Genomic DNA, 18001 nt, shown 5'->3' with positions numbered 1-18001 from the left:
GTCATGATCCGTTTTTTCTTCGTTCGATTGCTTCGTGCGTTCATCACCATTCTGGCGGTCGTCACCTTCGCTTTCGTCGTGCTACGAATGTCCGGTGATCCGGCACAGGTCATGCTCGGCCCCGATGTCCCGCAGGAATCCGTCGATGCTTTCCGCAAGGCCTGGGGTCTCGATCAACCACTTTGGGTCCAGTATCTCGCCTACATGAAATCGATCTTCACCGGCGATTTCGGCGTGTCGATGCGCGACAAGGAATCTGCCCTGCGCTTGGTCGCCGAACGCATTCCGGCCACCCTGCAACTGACTATACCGGCACTGCTGCTCAAGCTGGTGATCGGCATTCCGGCCGGCGTCTACGCCGCCTTGCACCGGCAGAGTTTTGCCGATCGCGGCGTGATCATGCTGGCGATCTTCGGCTTCACCATCCCATCTTTCGTCATGGGTCTGCTGCTGGTGCTGGTTTTCTCAGTCATCCTCGGCGTTCTGCCGTCCGGCGGCCAGGATACATGGCAACATGGCATCCTGCCGACCTTAACCATGAGCATTGGCGGCATCGGCGTCCTCGCCCGCTTCTCGCGCAGTGCCATGATCGAGGTGATGGGCCAGCATTACATCCGTACGGCCTCTGCCAAAGGCCTGAAATGGCGCGATGTCGTCTGGCGCCACGCGCTTCCCAACGCCGCGGTACCGATCGTCACCATTGTCGGATTCATGGTCGGAACGCTGATCGCCGGTGCTGTTGTCGTTGAATCGATCTTCTCCTGGCCGGGGATCGGCCGCCTTCTGGTGGTCTCGGTCAGCAACCGCGACCTGGCGGTCGTCCAGTGCATCCTGCTGGTTATCGCCGCCACCATGGTCATCTCCAATCTGATCGTCGACATGCTCTACGGCTGGCTCGACCCGCGCCTTCGCGCGCAACCTGCACATTGAGGTGCCCAGCATGACGACGGTCGAAATAACTTCCACCACTCACGCCGGTCGCAGGGGCGTCGGCTTCATCTCGCTGATCCGCCGCAACGTGCCCTTTAGCGTCGGGCTGTGCATTGCCTGGCTGGTGGCCATGGTGCTGGTGGCCTGCTTCGCCGACCGGTTGCGTCCTTTCGGTATCACGGCGATGGACCTCACCAGCAGGCTTTCCACGCCTGGCAACGTTAAGCATTGGCTCGGCACCGACGAACTCGGACGCGACGTGCTGTCGCGCCTGTTGCAATCGATCCGCGTCTCGTTKATCATCGCCTTCGGTGCAACAATCCTCTCGGCCGTGTTTGGCACCGCACTCGGATTTGCAGCGGCGAAGTTCCGAGGAACGGTTGAGCATCTCGTGCTGGTGCTCGCCGATTTCCAGGCGGCGCTGCCGTTCCTCATCATGTCGCTTGCGGTGCTTGCTTTCTTCGGCTCGTCCATGGTGCTTCTGGTCTGCCTGATGGGTTTCTATGGCTGGGAACGCTATGCGCGCATCGCTCGCGGCCTTGCGATCTCGGCAAGCGCGCAGGGCTACGCCGCTTCCATCGTACAGCTCGGTGCCACACCGGCCCGTGTCTACCTGCGCCACATCCTGCCGAACGTCGCCTCGACACTAATCGTCTCCATGACGCTCACGTTCCCCGAGATCATCCTGATGGAAGGCGGTCTCTCCTTCCTCGGTCTTGGCGTACAGCCGCCCGAGACCAGCCTCGGAAACATGGTCGGTTTCGGGCGCGAATATCTGACGCGGGCTCCGTGGATCATGCTCGCACCCTCAGTGGTAATCATGCTTACCACCCTTTCGATCTCGCTCGTCGGCGATTGGCTGCGCGACAAGCTAGACCCCACCATTCGCTAGCGCCCTTCAAGCAAGTTCAGGACGATACCCATGACACTCATCACCGGCCATCGCGGCGCACGCAACCTCTGGGCCGAAAACTCGCTGACAGGCTTCCGCAATGTGCTCGACCTCGGCGTCGATGCCGTGGAATTCGATGTCCACCTCACGAATGCCGGAGAACTCCTGGTCATCCACGATGCCACGCTGGAGCGGACGACGAACGGCCATGGTCCGGTGCGTGCGCTTTCGCCGGAGGCACGCAAGACGGTGCTGCTGACGGGCACCAGCGAAACCATCCCCACTTTGTCCGAGGTGCTGGAAGTACTGGCCCCTGCCAAGCGCATCGCCCCGCATATCGAGATCAAGATCGATGAAACCGGAACGCCTTATCCTGGTATTGCCAAGAAGGTGGCTGCAGAGATTGGCCGGTTCGGCATTGGCGCGCGCAGCTATCTCACGTCCTTCGACATATCTGTGCTCGAAGACTGCCGTCATCATGCACCGGACATTGCCCGTCTCGTTTCGGTGAATGCCGCCTGGGCAGAAATGCAAGGAGGCATCGTCCGTTTCGTGGAAAGCGTCGACGGCCTCGTGGAGATTATCGCCGTTCATCACGAGTTGCTCGACGCGGAATGGCGGACGATCACCGACGCAGTGGCGCTTGAACGCCTGTGCGTCTGGACGCTCAATGACGAGGCGCTCATTCGCCACTGGCTGGACACCGACATCGGCCATCTGACCTCGGATTCCCCGGACCTCGCCCTGCAACTGCGTGCACAATTGCAGGCCGTCGCCTGACGCCGACCTATTCCTCAACGGAGACACAACATGAACAACATCATCGCCGCAGGTTTCAATGCCGGCTCCATCGACGGAGAATTGGAAAGCCTCGAGATTGAACTGCAGCGTCTAGCCGCGCTCGGCGTCGATACCGTCGAACTGGCGCTAACCAGCCTCGACCTCATCAGTGGCGGCCGCATCATCGAGGAGCGTGCCGAAAGGCTTGTCACCATCACCAAAAAATTCCCGTTCCGCTATACGGTGCATGGCCTCGTCTCCTCCAATTTCATGGAACCGGTGACGTGCGCCTATCAGCTGAATGCCGCAAAGGCCCTCGTACAGATTTGCGACCGCATCGATGCCCGCATCCTCGTCCAGCACGGTGGATGCCTGCGCGCCGATCATATCTTCGACCGTGCCGCGGCCGATCGGCGCGAGCGTGAGGCGCTGTTCGAGCTCGCCGAATTCGCCAAGCCTTATGGCGTGCGAGCCGTGCTTGAGAATATCTTCACGACGGAGCCGGGCCAGTATCGCCAGACGCCGGCCGAGATCGCGGAGACGGTCAAGGCTGTCAACCATCCCAACCTGGTCGCACTAATCGACTTCAGCCACGCCTACATCGAATCCACGTATCGTGGTCTCGATTTCCGCGAGCAACTGCGGGCGATGGCTCCGGTCGCGGGCCACCTGCATGTGCACGACAGCTTCGGCCGCCCGCAGGGGTTCTACAAGCCATTCTTCCCCCAGGAATCGGTAGCGCTCGGCATCGGCGACCTGCACCTGCCACTTGGCTGGGGTGATATCGACTGGGACGATATATTCAGCGAGCTGCAGTTCCTGCCGGGCACCGTCTTGATGATGGAGATCGGGCATCGGTATCGCAACGAGCAGCCGGACAGCTTGAGCCGCGCCAAAAGACTGATGGTCGTAAACAGCCAACGTCCATCAATTGCCGCCGAATGATCGGCACCAGTTGACACGGCCAAAATAGGTTGTAGCCCCCGATGAATGTGGCACGCTGCTGGTGTGGCGTGCCGTTTAGCGCGGGATCTGGTCCCCGATGAATCCACAGGCTGTGCCAGACTGCCAGATCGTACAGGCGTCCTGCAAAGGGCCACGGAGCGATCTGTACGCCATCGGGTTTAGGGCGATTGATGCCTGAAGTTCAAGCGCAATTTCTTTGACCACCGGCCCTCCTTCCGTCTTGCGCCAGGTTGAATGTCGCGTCTGAGGGCCTTGGGAATATTCATTTTTGGCTCAACGGACATGCCGTTCCGCATCTCGAGAGCCGGGCCAGGCGATCCCTGAGGCAGCAGACGCGCCTCGTCGGGACGCATCCATCGTGCGCTACTGTGTTTCCGAAGTCGGGATAATAGCTGACTAGATAGGCCTCAAGCCTCCCCAATGCAGCCGCGCAATCCGTTGATCCACTGGATGCGTGGAGACGCTGTACGCATCGAAAGAATGCGTACTCGGCGTTGCTGCGGTGGAGACGTTTGGTCGTAGTGGTTAGCTCACTGCATTTTCCGACAATCAGATCGATGTGAGCGATGGCTCTATCGATGCCAGCGTATGCATTTCGGAACGAAACGCTCTGACTGTAGGTTTGGATCAATAGTCCAGGAAGAGTCTCGACTGTTGATTATGGGATGGCCCGCCCTTCCGAGGACATCGGGTATGATGTTTCGTCCTTGAAGGAAAAGGAGCCGATCCACGACGATTTCGATACGGGCAACGACATAGGAAAGAATAGTTGCAGCGTTGTCGGCGTCGACGACAAAGGCGTGGTGATCGTCCTCCGAACGATGAGGCGACAGACACTCATTGAGTTTGCCAGCAAAATGCCGACGTGCGTTTTAAGCGTGTTGCGACGCTCACCATCTTGGCCGGATTTTCGTCGCGCGAGGACATGGCGTCCGGCTGATGTCGCCAGAATATGTCCGCCCCAATGTGAAGGCGTAGAAGAACGCGACAGGGATGCTGAGGGCATCGCCGAAGCCGCGTCACGTCTCACGATGCGTTTCGTCGATCTGAAGACAGAAGAGCCGCTCGATATCCAGTCGTTGCACAGGGTTCGGTCGCGACTTGTTGCGCTGGCGACGGAATGAACTCCTGACTGGACCACCCTAGGACGCACGGATACCCCTGTGGACCTTTAATGGAGAAGGCTTGAAATCCCGAGATTCATATTGGCGGCGCTCGGACACCGCTCAAGCTGCGGGGCGGCCACTGCCATCAAAATCATTCATGTATTTTCCCGTACAAAGCACTAGACCGCTCAAGGTGCTTCAGGATTGCCGTCTCTGAACCGTCAACATCGCCTTCTGCGAGACGGTTCAGGATTTCCTCGTGTTCAACGAGAGTGAACTTCTCCTTACCCGTCCAAATCAGCATGTCGGTGTGATATTCCTTGAGCCAGGCAAGCATTGCTTCGCTGACCGCGACAAAAAGCGGGTTTCCCGAAATCTGGGCGATGCGCGTGTGAAATTCCATGTCGGCGTTGATAAACCGTTCGGCATCTCCGAGCGCGTTGCGCTGGCGATCTATAATCGCTCGCAAGTCCGCAATGTCCGCTTTGGAGGCGCGTTGCGCAGCTTCCCGTGCCATACCGCGTTCGAAGAATATACGTGCACTCTTCAAATGCTCCAACGTGTCCGTGGACCGCGACAGCATAATTTTTGCAGTCAAATCGACCTGACGAAAGATCGACTGCGCGGTTAGATTAAGTACCTTTGCGCGTTCGCCATGGGAAATGCTGACCAATCCTTTGCTGGCAAGTGCCTGCATGGCTTCACGAATGGCCGGCCTGCCGACGCCGAAGCGTTCCATCAGCACCCTTTCCGAAGGCATGTCATCCCCTGGCTCAAGCTCGCCTGAAGTGATCATCCGCTCCAGGCGGTCGAACACCTCGTCGGACAATTTGCGGCGCACAATCTGATCGATGGGTTGGGTCATAACTTCTCGCTGCCTCAAATTTCTCCTCCTACCATCTTCCGCGCGTACGACAAAGCGCTCGAAAATCACCACATCGCAAAATTTTACTTTTCATCAGTTGGAATACTCATTATACCAGATCACGAGTTGACGCCATGACAATCTCACATGGCGAGAGGAGCAACTGATAATTCTATGATGATCACAGTGACTTATCGCATCGAAACGCCGGGCAGCGTGGAGGCGATGGCCGAAAAGATTGCAAGCGACCAATCGACAGGCACCTTCGTGCCTGTCCCCGGTGAGACCGAGGAGTTAAAGTCGCGTGTCGCTGCGCGGGTAGTGGCGATCCGCCCGCTTAACGACACGAACCATCCGACATGGCCCGAGGTTGCTCCTGGTACACCGCTTAGCCGCGCGGACGTCGACATCGACTTTCCGTTGGACGCGATTGGAACCGATTTTTCGGCATTGATGACCATCGCGATTGGCGGTGTGTTTTCCATCAAGGGCATGACCGGCATCCGCATCGTTGACATGAAGCTGCCTGCCGTCTTCAAGGACGCGTATCCGGGACCGCAATTCGGCATTGCCGGCAGCCGCCGGCTGACCGGTGTCGAAGGTCGTCCAATCATTGGAACGATTGTGAAGCCGGCACTGGGGCTACGTCCGCATGAAACGGCGGAGCTCGTCGGCGAGCTGATCGAATCCGGCGTCGACTTCATCAAGGACGACGAGAAGCTCATGAGCCCGGTTTACTCCCCGCTCAAGGAACGGGTCGCGGCGATCATGCCGCGGATTCTCGACCACGAGCAGAAGACCGGCAAGAAGGTGATGTATGCCTTCGGCATCTCGCACGCCGACCCTGATGAGATGATGCGCAACCACGATATCGTAGCGGCGGCCGGCGGCAATTGCGCCGTCGTCAACATCAATTCGATTGGCTTCGGCGGCATGAGTTTTCTGCGCAAGCGCTCCAATCTGGTCCTGCATGCCCATCGAAACGGCTGGGACGTGCTTACGCGGGATCCTGGCGCTGGCTTGGACTTCAAGGTTTATCAACAGTTTTGGCGGTTGCTTGGTGTCGACCAATTTCAGATCAACGGAATCCGGGTCAAGTATTGGGAGCCGGACGACAGCTTCATTTCTTCCTTCAAGGCGGTCAGTACGCCACTCTTCGATGCTTCGGACTGCCCGCTCCCAGTTGCCGGTTCGGGCCAGTGGGGAGGGCAAGCCCCAGAAACGTATCAGCGAACCGGTCGCACCACCGATCTGCTCTATCTCTGCGGTGGCGGCATCGTCAGTCACCCAAACGGTCCCGCGGCCGGCGTTCGCGCCGTGCAACAAGCCTGGCAGGCAGCGGTGGCCGACATACCTTTGGAAGCCTATGCCAAGGACCATCCCGAACTCGCCGCTTCGATTGCCAAGTTCAGCGATGGACGAAGCGCGTGACAGAGATGAGCGATCTGCTTCTCAGTTACTACGGCGATGACTTCACCGGCTCCACTGACGTCATGGAGGCATTGGCGTCTAGCGGGATTGCGAGTGTGCTATTTCTCGGAATCCCCTCGCCCGAGATGCGTGCGCGTTTCAAGGACAGCAAAGCGATCGGCATTGCCGGAACGAGCCGCAGTGAGACGCCGGAATGGATGGAGTCGCAACTGACGCCTGCGTTCGAATGGCTGAAGTCGCTCGATGCCAGCATTTGCCATTACAAAGTCTGCTCGACTTTCGATTCCAGCCCCAAGGTTGGCAGCATCGGAAAAGCCATCGAAATCGGCCGCGCGATTTTTGATCAGTCGATTGTGCCGGTCATCGTTGGTGCACCGCAGTTGAGGCGCTACACCGCCTTCGGCAACCTGTTTGCCGCATATCAGGGAAGCGTTTACCGCATTGATCGCCATCCGGTCATGAGCCGCCACCCGGTCACTCCGATGAGTGAAGCCGACTTGGCTGTTCATCTGTCGAAGCAGACAACGCTGCCGGTGAGCTTGGTCGATCTTGTCACTCTTGCATCAAGCGATGCCGACGCGCTCGTGGATGCGGTTGCGTCGAAATGCCCCGGCATTCTCCTCATCGATGTCGATTCGGAACCGACGCAGGCGGCCGCCGGCCAGCAGCTAGTTCGACTTTCGCGTCGGACTGGAAGCTTCGTCGCAGGTTCGTCCGGCATCGAGTACGCGCTCATCAACGCATGGCGAAAGAGGGGCCTGACTATGGGTGTCGCAGAGTTTCCGACGATCGGCCCCGTTGACCGGCTCGCGGTCGTATCCGGAAGCGTGTCGCCCACGACCGAACGTCAGATCAGAAAGGCAAGGGAAGATGGCTTCGCAGACGTTGCGCTGGATCCGCTTGCACTGGTGTCGGACGACAGCGAGCGCTCGGTAGAGGCAGCCGTCCAGGACGGGATCGAGAGGCTTAAAGAGGGCAAGAGCGTCATCCTCCATACGGCTCTCGGGCCCTCGGCAGATGTCGGAAACGACATCGACAGGATATCGGGCGCCCGCCACAAACTCGGGCGGGCGTTGGGTACGATCTTGCGTCAGATGGTCGAGCGCGAAGGACTTTCCCGAGCGGTGATTGCCGGCGGCGATACGTCAAGTCACGCTCTCAGGCAGTTGAAGGTAGAGGCGCTGACCACCCTTCTCCCGCTCCCGCAGACGCCCGGCTCGCCGCTGTGCCTCGCCCACGGTAGCTACCGGCCGACCGACGGCCTGCAGATCGCCCTCAAGGGCGGGCAGATCGGAACGGACGGCTACTTCGCGCAGATTCGCGACGGAAGGACGAACTGAAATGACATTTTGGGTCGGCACCAGCTTCAAAATGAACAAGACGCTCGACGAAGCTCTCACTTTCGCGCGGCGTCTCGCAGAGACTGAGAATGAGCGCGATGCCCGCATACAGCGGTTCGTCATTCCGTCGTTTACCGCTGTACGCGAAACGAAACGCGTGCTTGCGGAAACGTCGGTCAAGGTAGGTGCGCAAAACATGCATTGGCACGACGCTGGTGCATGGACCGGCGAGATATCCGCCCCGATGCTTAAGGATTGTCAGCTCGACATTGTGGAACTCGGCCATTCGGAGCGTCGTGAACATTTTGGGGAAACGGATGAAACCGTTGGCCTCAAGGTCGCGGCCGCCGTTCGCCATGGTCTGACGCCACTGATTTGCATCGGAGAAACGTTACAGGAGCGCCAGGCCGGGCATGCTGACGACGTCCTACGACGGCAAGTAGAGAAGGCTTTGGGGCTTGTTGCAGAAAAAGCAAAGCCTGCACCCATCCTTCTCGCCTACGAGCCCGTTTGGGCGATCGGCGTGAATGGCATTCCGGCGACGGCGAGCTACGCCTGCGAGCGGCACGGCAGAATCGCCGAAATCGCCAAAGGCGTCCTCGGTCGGTCCGTTCCGGTTCTCTACGGCGGGAGTGTGAACCCGCAAAACTGCGACGAACTCATTTCCCAAGCACATATCGGTGGCTTGTTCATCGGTCGGTCCGCTTGGTCCGTTGAAGGTTACCTCGACATTCTCCGCCGCGCTTCCGCGGCGATCAAAACTCATGCCTGAAGGCCACTGAAAGGAAGCTGCCATGAAAATCGCAATAGGCGCGGACAGCGCCGGAAAACCGCTACTGGATGTGATTGCTGCCCACCTCGCAGGCAAAGCGGACTTGGAAGTCCATGATCTCAGCCAATCCGGTTTCTACGCCGACCTGTCGCAGAAACTCGCGCAGACCATTGTCGATGGCGAACATCAGCGCGGCATCCTGATTTGCGGCACCGGCATAGGAGTTTGCATCTCGGCAAACAAGGTGCCCGGAATCCGTGCCGCGCTAACGCATGATACCTATTCGGCAGAACGCGCCGCTAAATCGAACAACGCGCAGATCATCACCATGGGCGCGCGTGTGATCGGACCCGAACTCGCCAAGTCCATTGTGGATGTCTGGCTTGCGTCCGAGTTCGACCCCCAAGGTTCTTCAGTGGGGAACGTTGATGCGATCGATCGGCTCGATGCGGAAAAACGGTTGCCCTAATTCAATTACTTGATGATGTGGTGATTGACTCATCATACCAGTATATGCTCCTATCCAACCCAGAAAAGGTGAGGAAACATGACTACAATTGCCCTCTTCGGTGCAGGTGGCAAAATGGGCTACCGGCTTGCAAAGAACTTAAAGGGTTCACGCTTTGACGTTCGACATATCGAGGTCAGCGATGCCGGGAAGGCACGCTTGAAGAATGACCTCGGCATTGATTGCGTCAGCCCGGATACCGGTCTCGACGGAGCCGAGGTTGTGATCTTGGCAGTCCCTGACACGGCGATCGGCAAGGTTGCGGCCGGAGTTGTCGACAAGCTGAAGCCCGGCACCATGGTAGTCGCGCTTGACGCAGCGGCTCCCTTTGCTGGCCATTTGCCCAAACGCGATGACCTTACATACTTCGTCACTCATCCCTGCCATCCGCCGATCTTCAACGACGAGACCGAAATGCAGGCCAAGAAGGACCACTTCGGCGGCCTCTTTGCCAAGCAGCACATCGTCTCGGCGCTCATGCAGGGACCGGAAAGCGCTTATGAGCTCGGGGAAGAAATCGCCAGGGTCATCTGGGCACCGGTGATGCGGTCGCACCGCGTGACCGTGGACCAATTGGCCATGCTCGAGCCCGGCCTTTCAGAAACTGTCTGCGCATCCCTACTCGTGGTCATGCGCCAGGCAATGGACGAATGCGTGGCGCGCGGCGTGCCAGAAGAAGCAGCCCGCGACTTCCTGCTCGGCCACATGAACGTTCTCGGCGCAGTCATCTTCAAAGAGGTCGACGGTGTCTTTTCTGATGCCTGCAACAAGGCGATCGAGTTCGGTATTCCCGCCTTGATGCGCGATGACTGGAAGAAAGTGTTCGAACCACAGGAGATCGCTCAAAGCATTCAGCGCATAACCTGAACTTTTGGGGAGGCGCACGCCTCCCCTCAACCGCCCCAGGGAGACGGGGCATTCACACTCGGGAGGAGAAAATATGAAACTGACCAGTAGACTGACACTGGCGGCCTTTGCTGGCGCTCTGGCGCTCGGAACGGCCATTCCGGCCTTCTCGGCGGACCTCATTGCGATCATAACGCCGGCCCATGACAACCCCTTCTTCAAGGCTGAAGCCGTGGGTGCTGAGGCCAAGGCGAAGGAACTCGGCTATGAAGCCCTGATCATGACGCATGACGACGACGCCAACAAGCAGTCTCAGATGATCGACACGGCAATCGGCCGTGGCGCAAAGGCGATCATCCTCGATAATGCAGGTGCGGATGCATCGGTGGCGGCAGTGAAGAAGGCGAAGGATGCAGGCATCCCTTCCTTCCTGATCGACCGCGAAATCAATGCGACGGGTGTTGCTGTCGCACAGATCGTCTCCAACAACTACCAGGGCGCACAGCTTGGCGCGCAGGAGTTCGTCAAACTGATGGGCGAGAAGGGCAACTATGTCGAACTGGTCGGCAAGGAGTCCGACACCAATGCCGGCATCCGCTCGCAGGGCTACCACGACGTCATCAATGACTATCCGGACCTGAAGTCGGTCGCCAAGCAGTCGGCCAATTGGAGCCAGACGGAAGCCTATTCGAAGATGGAAACCATCTTGCAGGCCAATCCGGACATTAAGGGCGTGATCTCCGGCAACGACACCATGGCCATGGGCGCAATCGCGGCACTTCAGGCCGCCGGGCGCAAGGACGTCATCGTGGTCGGTTTCGACGGTTCCAACGATGTGCGCGACTCCATCAAGTCCAGCGGCATCAAGGCCACTGTCCTGCAGCCTGCCTTCGCGCAGGCGCAGCTAGCCGTCGAACAGGCCGACGCCTACATCAAGAACAAGACGACGCCGAAGGAAGAGAAGCAGCTAATGGACTGCGTTCTCGTCAACGCAGACAACGCTGACAAGCTCGAGACCTTTGCAGTGACGAACTAATAATCGCGACCAAGTCAACGCAGAGGGCGTCGCAATACGCCCTCTGTCTTTCATTGTCGTCATTGAGGCTTGTCGCATGTGGAAAATGAAGGGCGTTTTCTTTGCTGCTGTTGTTCTTGCGGTATTGCCCGCCTGCAAGATTATCAAAACACCCACCGCCGAGGAAAAGGCCGCGGCCGCGGCCAAGAGCGCTTTTGATCCAAAAGCCAAAGTCGACGCGATCTGGCAGCCACAGGTGGTTCCTTATTTCGAGAAGCGCGCAGGCGAACTGAAGGACGTGACGCAGCTTGCTGCCTCCAACCCTGATCAGGCGGGAGAAAAATACGGCAACCCTCGCAAGCAAAGCAGCTCGCCCTGGACCTATGCGGTCAAGTTCAGCGGAAAGGTGATCGCTGCCGATACGGCTTCGCGCGCAGCAACGCTTGATGTCGATACCGACGGCGACGGAAAAGCTGACGCAAAGGTGCAACTCGGCCCGGCACTGCGCGGCACCGCCCTGCGCGACACGCTGGATTTCGTCAACTTCAACGAGTTCAAGAATCAGATCGAGTGGGCTCAGTTCGGCAAGGCATTCAACGAGAAGGCCAATACAGCTTTTCTTGCCGCCATGCCGCGAGACGGCCTCGTTGGTAAGACCGTAACCGTGATTGGTGCTTTTCCATTGTCGAATGGCGGGCAGCCTGCGCTTGTCACACCTTCTGAATTGACGGTGGGATCATGAGCCAGGCAACCAAAGACGACATGATCTTGCGCCTCGATGACGTGTCGAAGGTCTATTCGGGCATCATCGCTGTTAAGCGCGCCAATCTCGAGCTTCGCCGCGGCGCGGTGACTGTTCTCGTCGGTGAAAACGGAGCTGGCAAGTCGACGCTGATGAAGATCATCGCGGGCGTCGAGCGCCCGACCCTCGGCCGCATCATCCTCGACGGAAAGCCGGTATCATTCGATAGCCCTGCCGATGCACAAGCTCACGGCATCGGCATGATCTTTCAGGAACTCAATCTCTTCGCCAACATGTCGGTTGCCGAAAACATCTTTGCCACGCGCGAGATAACACGTGGCTTGCGGGGTATCGACCATAAGGCACAGGTCGACAAAGCCAACGCGTTCCTGAAACGGTTGGACGCCGGTATCGACGCAGAAACGATGGTCGAAGATCTGCCGATTGGCCAGCAGCAGCTCGTCGAAATTGCCAAGGCGATGTCGCTAAACGCGCGCATCCTCATCATGGACGAACCGACCTCGGCGCTCTCAGCAGCAGAAGTCGAAATTCTGTTCAAGGTGATTGCTGAGCTGAAGGCTCAAGGAGTCGCGATCGTTTATATCTCTCACAGACTGGAAGAGTTGATGCGGATTGGCGACTACATCACCGTGCTCCGGGACGGCCAGATCACCGGCCAGGCGATAGTGCGCGACATCGACATGCGCTGGATCGTACGCTCCATGATCGGTTCAGACGCCAAGGACTTCGCCAAATCAGTGGATCACGCGGTTGGTCAGGAGGTATTTCGAGCAGAACATATCAGTTTGCCACGGCCGACCGGCGGGCTCGCCGTCGACAATGTGTCGCTTTCGGTCAGGGCGGGGGAAATTCTCGGCATCTACGGGCTGATGGGCGCGGGACGAAGCGAGTTCTTCGAGTGTGTGATCGGTCGCCACATGCACTCGACGGGAAAGATATTTATTGACGGCAAGGAGGTGCACGCCCGCGACGTGCCGCGCCGAATCCGCCGCGGTCTTGCGTTGATACCTGAAGACCGCCAGCGGGAAGGTCTCGTGCAAGTGCTGTCAATTGCCAGCAATTTGACGCTGGCGAGCCTCGGCCGTTTCACGCGCCTCTTCCATATCAACGCAACCGCCGAAAAGAGCGCCATTCGTGACGCAATCAAAGATCTGTCGATCAAGGTCCCCAATCCGGACTTCGAGGTCACGTCAATGTCCGGCGGCAATCAGCAGAAGGTGGTGATCGGCAAGGCTCTGATGACCAACCCGAAGGTTCTGCTGATGGACGAGCCGAGCCGGGGGATCGATGTCGGTGCCAAGGCGGACGTATTCCGCACCATGCGCCGGCTGGCGGCAAACGGACTAGCCATTCTGTTCTCGACTTCCGACCTCGAAGAGGTCATGGCGCTTTCCGATCGCATCGCAGTCTTGAGCAATGGCCAATTGGTTGTCGTTTTCGACCGAAACGAGGCGACTGAAGACGCCATCATCACGGCTTCGGCCAAGGGACACGGACATCAAGGGAAACTCGCGTCATGACGGCGGCTACCTCATCCACATCTTCACAGGCCGGCATGAACGGATCTGTACTGCTCACGCTGATGAAGCTTAGGACGTTCATCGCGCTCTTTGCCGTGATCATCTTCTTTGCGATCTTTGCGCCGAACTTCACCTCGACGGCCAACATGATCTTGATGTCAAAGCACGTTGCGCTCAATGCCTTTCTCGCCATGGGCATGACGTTCGTCATCATCACCGGAGGCATCGATTTGTCGGTCGGATCTATTGTCGGGCTTTGCGGCATGGTGGCCGGCGGTCTTATCCTTTACGGCATCGAACTCCCAATCGGCTACACGATCTACTTCAATCTCTTCGAGATCGTGCTCATCACGCTTTCTATCGGGTTGCTGATTGGCCTCATCAACGGCCTGCTGATTACAAAGCTCAATGTCGCGCCTTTCATCGCGACGCTCGGCACGCTCTACATCGCCCGCGGTCTGGCTCTGCTTTCCTCAGACGGCCAGACCTTTCCCAATCTCGTTGGCCGTCCCGAATATGCAACGACCGGCTTTGACTTCTTCGGCGCGGGGCGTGTCCTGGGTCTCCCCGTCTCGATCTGGATTCTCATCGGATTGGCCCTTCTCGCCGCTTACGTCGCCCGCTCGACGCCTATCGGCAGGCACATCTTTGCCGTCGGCGGCAACGAACGCGCAGCACGCATGTCGGGTATCCGCGTCGACGTTGTGAAGATCTTTGTCTACATGTTCTCCGGCCTCTGCGCTGCGATCGTTGGCGTCATTATCTCTTCGGAACTGATGGCCGCGCACCCGGCAACCGGCGAGAGCTTCGAGCTCAACGCGATCGCCGCGGCCGTCCTCGGCGGCACCTCGATGTCGGGCGGGCGCGGGACCATCGGAGGCACAATCATCGGCGCATTCGTCATAGGCATCCTCTCGGACGGACTGGTGATGATGGGCGTCTCGTCTTTCTGGCAGATGGTCATCAAGGGATTGGTGATTATCATTGCTGTTGTTGTGGATCAGGCGCAACGCCGCCTGCAGCAGCGGGTTACTCTCATGCAGATGGCAAAGGCAGGTTGAAATGACGAAATTGAACGGTGCATTGATCGGTTGCGGCTTTTTCGCGGTCAACCAGATGCACGCGTGGAACGATGTCGATGGAGCAACGATCGTCGCGATCTGCGACCGCGATCCGGAGCGCCTTAAGGCGGTCGGGGATAAATTTGGCATCCAGCGCCGCTACGGGGACGCCGATACCCTTTTTGCCGACGGCGGCTTCGATTTTGTCGATATCGCCACGACCGTTCCCAGCCACCGGCCGCTCGTCGAGATGGCCGCCCGCAACAGCATCCCAGTGATATGCCAGAAACCCTTTGCCAGAACGCTTGCTGATGCAAAGGCAATGGTCGAAGCTTGCCGAAGCGCCGGCATTCCCTTGATGGTACACGAGAACTTTCGCTGGCAGACACCCGTCCAAGCTGTTCGAAGGGCCCTTGACGAGGGTGCGATCGGTGCGCCGTTCTGGGGCCGCTTTTCATTCCGCTCCGGCTACGATGTGTTCTCGGGCCAGCCATACCTCGCAGAAGGAGAGCGCTTCATCATCGAGGATCTCGGCATTCATACACTCGATATCGCCCGCTACATTCTTGGCGATGTAAAAACGCTGACGGCACGCACCAAGCGAGTCAATCCAAAGATAAAGGGCGAGGACGTAGCAACCATCCTACTCGACCATGAATGTGGAGCGACATCGATCGTCGACGTCAGCTACGCCACAAAGCTGTCCAAAGAGCCCTTCCCCGAAACATTGATCGAAGTCGACGGGTACGACGGAACCATTCGGCTCAGCCAGGGCTATCAACTCGAAGTCACCAATGCTCATGGCACGCGTACGACTGACGTCTCCCCCAAGTTGCTATCGTGGGCATCGCGACCCTGGCACAACATCCAGGAAAGCGTCTACGCGATCCAGCAGCACTGGGTCGAGCAGTTGAGGCGAGGTGCCGAACACTCGACTTCGGGAGCAGACAATCTAAAAACACTCGCTCTTGTCGAAGGAGCCTACGAGAGCGCTGCGACGGGACAGACGGTGGATGTCGGAGCCTTGCTACGATGACGGTCGATCCTTTCGCACTGCACGGCACACATGTCGTCGAAACTCCTGCCGTCCGGCTCACTGCCGGGAAGCTGGAAGCCGATCTGATCGAAGGCAGCCTTCGGACCATCCGCTACGACGGGACAGAAGTCCTCAGAGCGATTTCATACCTCGTTCGCGATCGTGACTGGGGAACGTACAGTCCGGAGATTTCCGATCTTCTGCTCTCTCAGGACAAGGATCGATTCGAGATCGCCTACCGTGCCCGCTGCGACGGCCCGAACAATACGGTGCTCGCGATCGACGTCCGGATCGTCGGGACCTCCGATCGTCTCGATTTCGAGGCGAACGCCATCTCGGAGACGGGTTTTGAGACCAACCGGTGCGGATTCTGTATCCTCCACCCAATAGTCGGTGTGGCCGGGAAGCCCGCTATCGTCGAGCACGTCGACGGTACCGTCCAGACGACCAGCCTTCCCGAGCTGATCGACCCTTGGCAGCCCTTCAAGGATATGCGCGCCATCACCCACACCGTCGCGCCCCAAGTTACGGCCGAATGCCGTATGGAGGGAAATACGTTCGAGATGGAGGACCAGCGCAACTGGTCGGACGCATCGTACAAGACTTACGTTCGACCGCTCGCACTCCCGTGGCCCTATCAAATCGAAGCTGGTAGCCCCGTCCGGCAGAGGACATCCCTGATCATCAAGGATGACCGTCGCAGCCGCTCGCCCGCCGTGGTTTCCAGTGAGGTTGTCAGACTTGAGCTCGGGACACGTACAGGGACGATGCCGGGCATCGGCTTGATCGTCACTCCGGAGGAAGCCAATGCGACGCTGTCGGCCAAGTCGCTGCTGTCGGAGGTAGCGCCTCAGGAAATCCTCTTTCATTTCGATCCAAATGCCGGCCACGGTATAGACGCAATCGCACAGTTCGCGGCCATTGCGAACGACCGGCACAGTCGTTCGACGCTCGAGATCGCCCTGCCCTGTAAGCGGTCGCCGGCTATCGAGACGGCAGAAATCGCTGACATTCTTCGATCGGCCTCGTTCACACCGGACGCGATCATGATCTCGCCGTCCGTAGATCGGCAGTCCACGCCGCCCGGCAGCAACTGGCCCGAGTGCCCTCCCCTCGAAGAGGTCTATGCCGCCGCGCATTCAGCGTTTTCCGGCATCCGCATTGGCGGGGGCATGCTCAGCTTTTTTACCGAACTCAACCGAAAGCGCGTTCCCGCAGACGGGCTAGGCTTCGTCAGTCACTGCACCAATCCGATCGTGCATGCCGCCGACGATGTCAGCGTCATGCAAACACTGGAAGCCTTGCCGTTTATAACCCGCTCGGTTCGTGCCATCTATGGCGACAAACCCTACAGGATTGGCCCCTCTACGATTCCGATGCGCCAGAACCCCTACGGGAGCCGGACGATGGAAAATTCGTCTGGCGATCGCATTCCAATGGCCAATCGAGACCCTCGCCATAACGGACGTTTCGCAGAAGCCTTCGCGCTCGGTTATGCGATATGTGTGCTCGATGCAGAGCTGGAATGCTTGACGCTCTCGGCGCTCACCGGTCCCTTCGGGCTAGTGGCAGGTCCGCACGAGCCTTGCAAGGAAGGCGATCGGCGTCCATTGTTCAACACCGTGCGCAAGCTCTCAGCATTGGCAGGAAGCAACTGGCAGGAATGTGTCTCATCCTCGCCTTCAAAAGTTCTTGCGTTCGCCTCGACTGGCCCTTCGGGTTCGCAGCTTCACATCGTCAACGTGACCAACGAAGAGCAAACGGTCGACTGCGGGTCGAGCGGTATTGCGCCGCCTGGTGCGAGCTTGGCGATAGCGCCGTTCGGCGTCGCCGTTCGGCCGCTTGCGCATTGACCTCCGCTGCCCCACCTGCATCGATGCCATCGGACTTCGAAGGGGAGGATTGGCGTGAGCGCGGGCAAATGGAGCCTCACTTCATTCGTGCCTTGCGGCAGCCACACGGGCGGCTCGCAGGGCTGCTCGTCGACAAGGGGGATGGTGGCGGCTAAGGGGCGGTCGTTGAGGCTGGGAGACCGTTCGATAGGCCACATCTATCCTGGGACAGCGTCGGCGGCAATAGTGATCGAAGCCATATCGTCATTCGTCAGAGCGTCATGATGGTTATCTCGTCATACCAGTTGACATGTCAATATTGATCTGCAAAAAGGGTC

At 58.7% G+C, this 18001-nt stretch carries 16 protein-coding genes and 1 pseudogene; 16 read left to right on the top strand and 1 reads right to left on the bottom strand.

The features are described 5' to 3' along the window. Nucleotides 1-3 precede the first annotated feature (3 nt). The 5 genes and pseudogenes from AC1DMK_RS12045 to AC1DMK_RS12025 all read left to right on the top strand — a co-directional run. Nucleotides 4-930, top strand: coding sequence for an ABC transporter permease (locus AC1DMK_RS12045; RefSeq protein WP_477859212.1), 927 nt, complete (start codon nt 4-6; stop codon nt 928-930). A 10-nt stretch (nt 931-940) separates the two neighbouring features. Continuing rightward, the gene (locus AC1DMK_RS12040) at nt 941-1822 is read left to right on the top strand and encodes an ABC transporter permease (protein ID WP_477859210.1); all 882 of its coding nucleotides are present in this window, start codon (nt 941-943) and stop codon (nt 1820-1822) included. Nucleotides 1823-1852: 30 nt separating this feature from the next. Continuing rightward, nucleotides 1853-2602, top strand: a complete 750-nt coding sequence (locus tag AC1DMK_RS12035; RefSeq protein ID WP_477859208.1) for a glycerophosphodiester phosphodiesterase family protein — start codon at nt 1853-1855, stop codon at nt 2600-2602. 30 nt (nt 2603-2632) lie between these two features. Further along, nucleotides 2633-3547: a TIM barrel protein gene (locus tag AC1DMK_RS12030; protein WP_037061814.1), complete on the top strand. Its 915-nt coding sequence runs from the start codon at nt 2633-2635 to the stop codon at nt 3545-3547. Between the two features lie 746 nt (nt 3548-4293). Next, nucleotides 4294-4686: pseudogene (locus AC1DMK_RS12025) on the top strand (IS110 family transposase); the annotation flags it as partial. A gap of 139 nt (nt 4687-4825) precedes the next feature. Here AC1DMK_RS12025 and AC1DMK_RS12020 read toward each other — a convergent pair. Next, nucleotides 4826-5539: a transcriptional regulator NanR gene (locus AC1DMK_RS12020; protein ID WP_037061816.1), complete on the bottom strand. Its 714-nt coding sequence runs from the start codon at nt 5537-5539 to the stop codon at nt 4826-4828. Nucleotides 5540-5713: 174 nt separating this feature from the next. Here AC1DMK_RS12020 and oiaX point away from each other — a divergent pair, with 174 nt between their 5' ends. The 11 genes from oiaX to apnL all read left to right on the top strand — a co-directional run bounded on the left by oiaX (nt 5714) and on the right by apnL (nt 17684). After that, nucleotides 5714-6970: a 3-oxo-isoapionate-4-phosphate decarboxylase OiaX gene (gene oiaX, locus AC1DMK_RS12015; RefSeq protein ID WP_477859207.1), complete on the top strand. Its 1257-nt coding sequence runs from the start codon at nt 5714-5716 to the stop codon at nt 6968-6970. Between the two features lie 5 nt (nt 6971-6975). Then, entirely contained in the window at nt 6976-8310 is a 1335-nt protein-coding gene (locus tag AC1DMK_RS12010) for a four-carbon acid sugar kinase family protein (RefSeq protein WP_477859411.1), read from the top strand. A 1-nt stretch (nt 8311) separates the two neighbouring features. Next, entirely contained in the window at nt 8312-9082 is a 771-nt protein-coding gene (locus AC1DMK_RS12005; protein ID WP_477859205.1) for a triose-phosphate isomerase, read from the top strand. Between the two features lie 22 nt (nt 9083-9104). Beyond that, on the top strand, nt 9105-9551 hold the full coding sequence (derI, locus tag AC1DMK_RS12000; RefSeq protein ID WP_477859203.1) for a D-erythrulose-4-phosphate isomerase: 447 nt from the start codon (nt 9105-9107) through the stop codon (nt 9549-9551). A 78-nt stretch (nt 9552-9629) separates the two neighbouring features. Then, nucleotides 9630-10457 (top strand): phosphogluconate dehydrogenase C-terminal domain-containing protein, encoded by an 828-nt coding sequence (locus AC1DMK_RS11995; protein WP_477859201.1) that lies wholly within the window; start codon nt 9630-9632, stop codon nt 10455-10457. A 73-nt stretch (nt 10458-10530) separates the two neighbouring features. Beyond that, a complete protein-coding gene (locus AC1DMK_RS11990) occupies nt 10531-11472 on the top strand; it encodes a D-ribose ABC transporter substrate-binding protein (RefSeq protein ID WP_037061822.1) in 942 nt (313 codons plus the stop codon). A 76-nt stretch (nt 11473-11548) separates the two neighbouring features. After that, a complete protein-coding gene (locus AC1DMK_RS11985) occupies nt 11549-12193 on the top strand; it encodes a DUF2291 family protein (RefSeq protein WP_477859199.1) in 645 nt (214 codons plus the stop codon). Continuing rightward, entirely contained in the window at nt 12190-13734 is a 1545-nt protein-coding gene (locus AC1DMK_RS11980) for a sugar ABC transporter ATP-binding protein (RefSeq protein WP_037061824.1), read from the top strand. The genes AC1DMK_RS11985 and AC1DMK_RS11980 overlap by 4 nt, the downstream gene beginning before the upstream one ends. Then, nucleotides 13731-14795 carry an ABC transporter permease gene (locus AC1DMK_RS11975; protein WP_037061825.1) on the top strand — a complete coding sequence of 355 codons (1065 nt, stop codon included), beginning with the start codon at nt 13731-13733 and terminating at the stop codon, nt 14793-14795. The genes AC1DMK_RS11980 and AC1DMK_RS11975 overlap by 4 nt, the downstream gene beginning before the upstream one ends. 1 nt (nt 14796) lies before the next feature. Then, nucleotides 14797-15831: a Gfo/Idh/MocA family protein gene (locus AC1DMK_RS11970; RefSeq protein ID WP_477859196.1), complete on the top strand. Its 1035-nt coding sequence runs from the start codon at nt 14797-14799 to the stop codon at nt 15829-15831. After that, nucleotides 15828-17684, top strand: a complete 1857-nt coding sequence (apnL, locus tag AC1DMK_RS11965) for a D-apionate lactonase (RefSeq protein ID WP_477859194.1) — start codon at nt 15828-15830, stop codon at nt 17682-17684. Before AC1DMK_RS11970 ends, apnL begins: the two co-directional genes overlap by 4 nt. Nucleotides 17685-18001: the final 317 nt, after the last annotated feature.

This window comes from Rhizobium sp. 05L419 (assembly GCF_056397845.1).
This window is presented reverse-complemented; position numbering and strand designations above follow the sequence as displayed.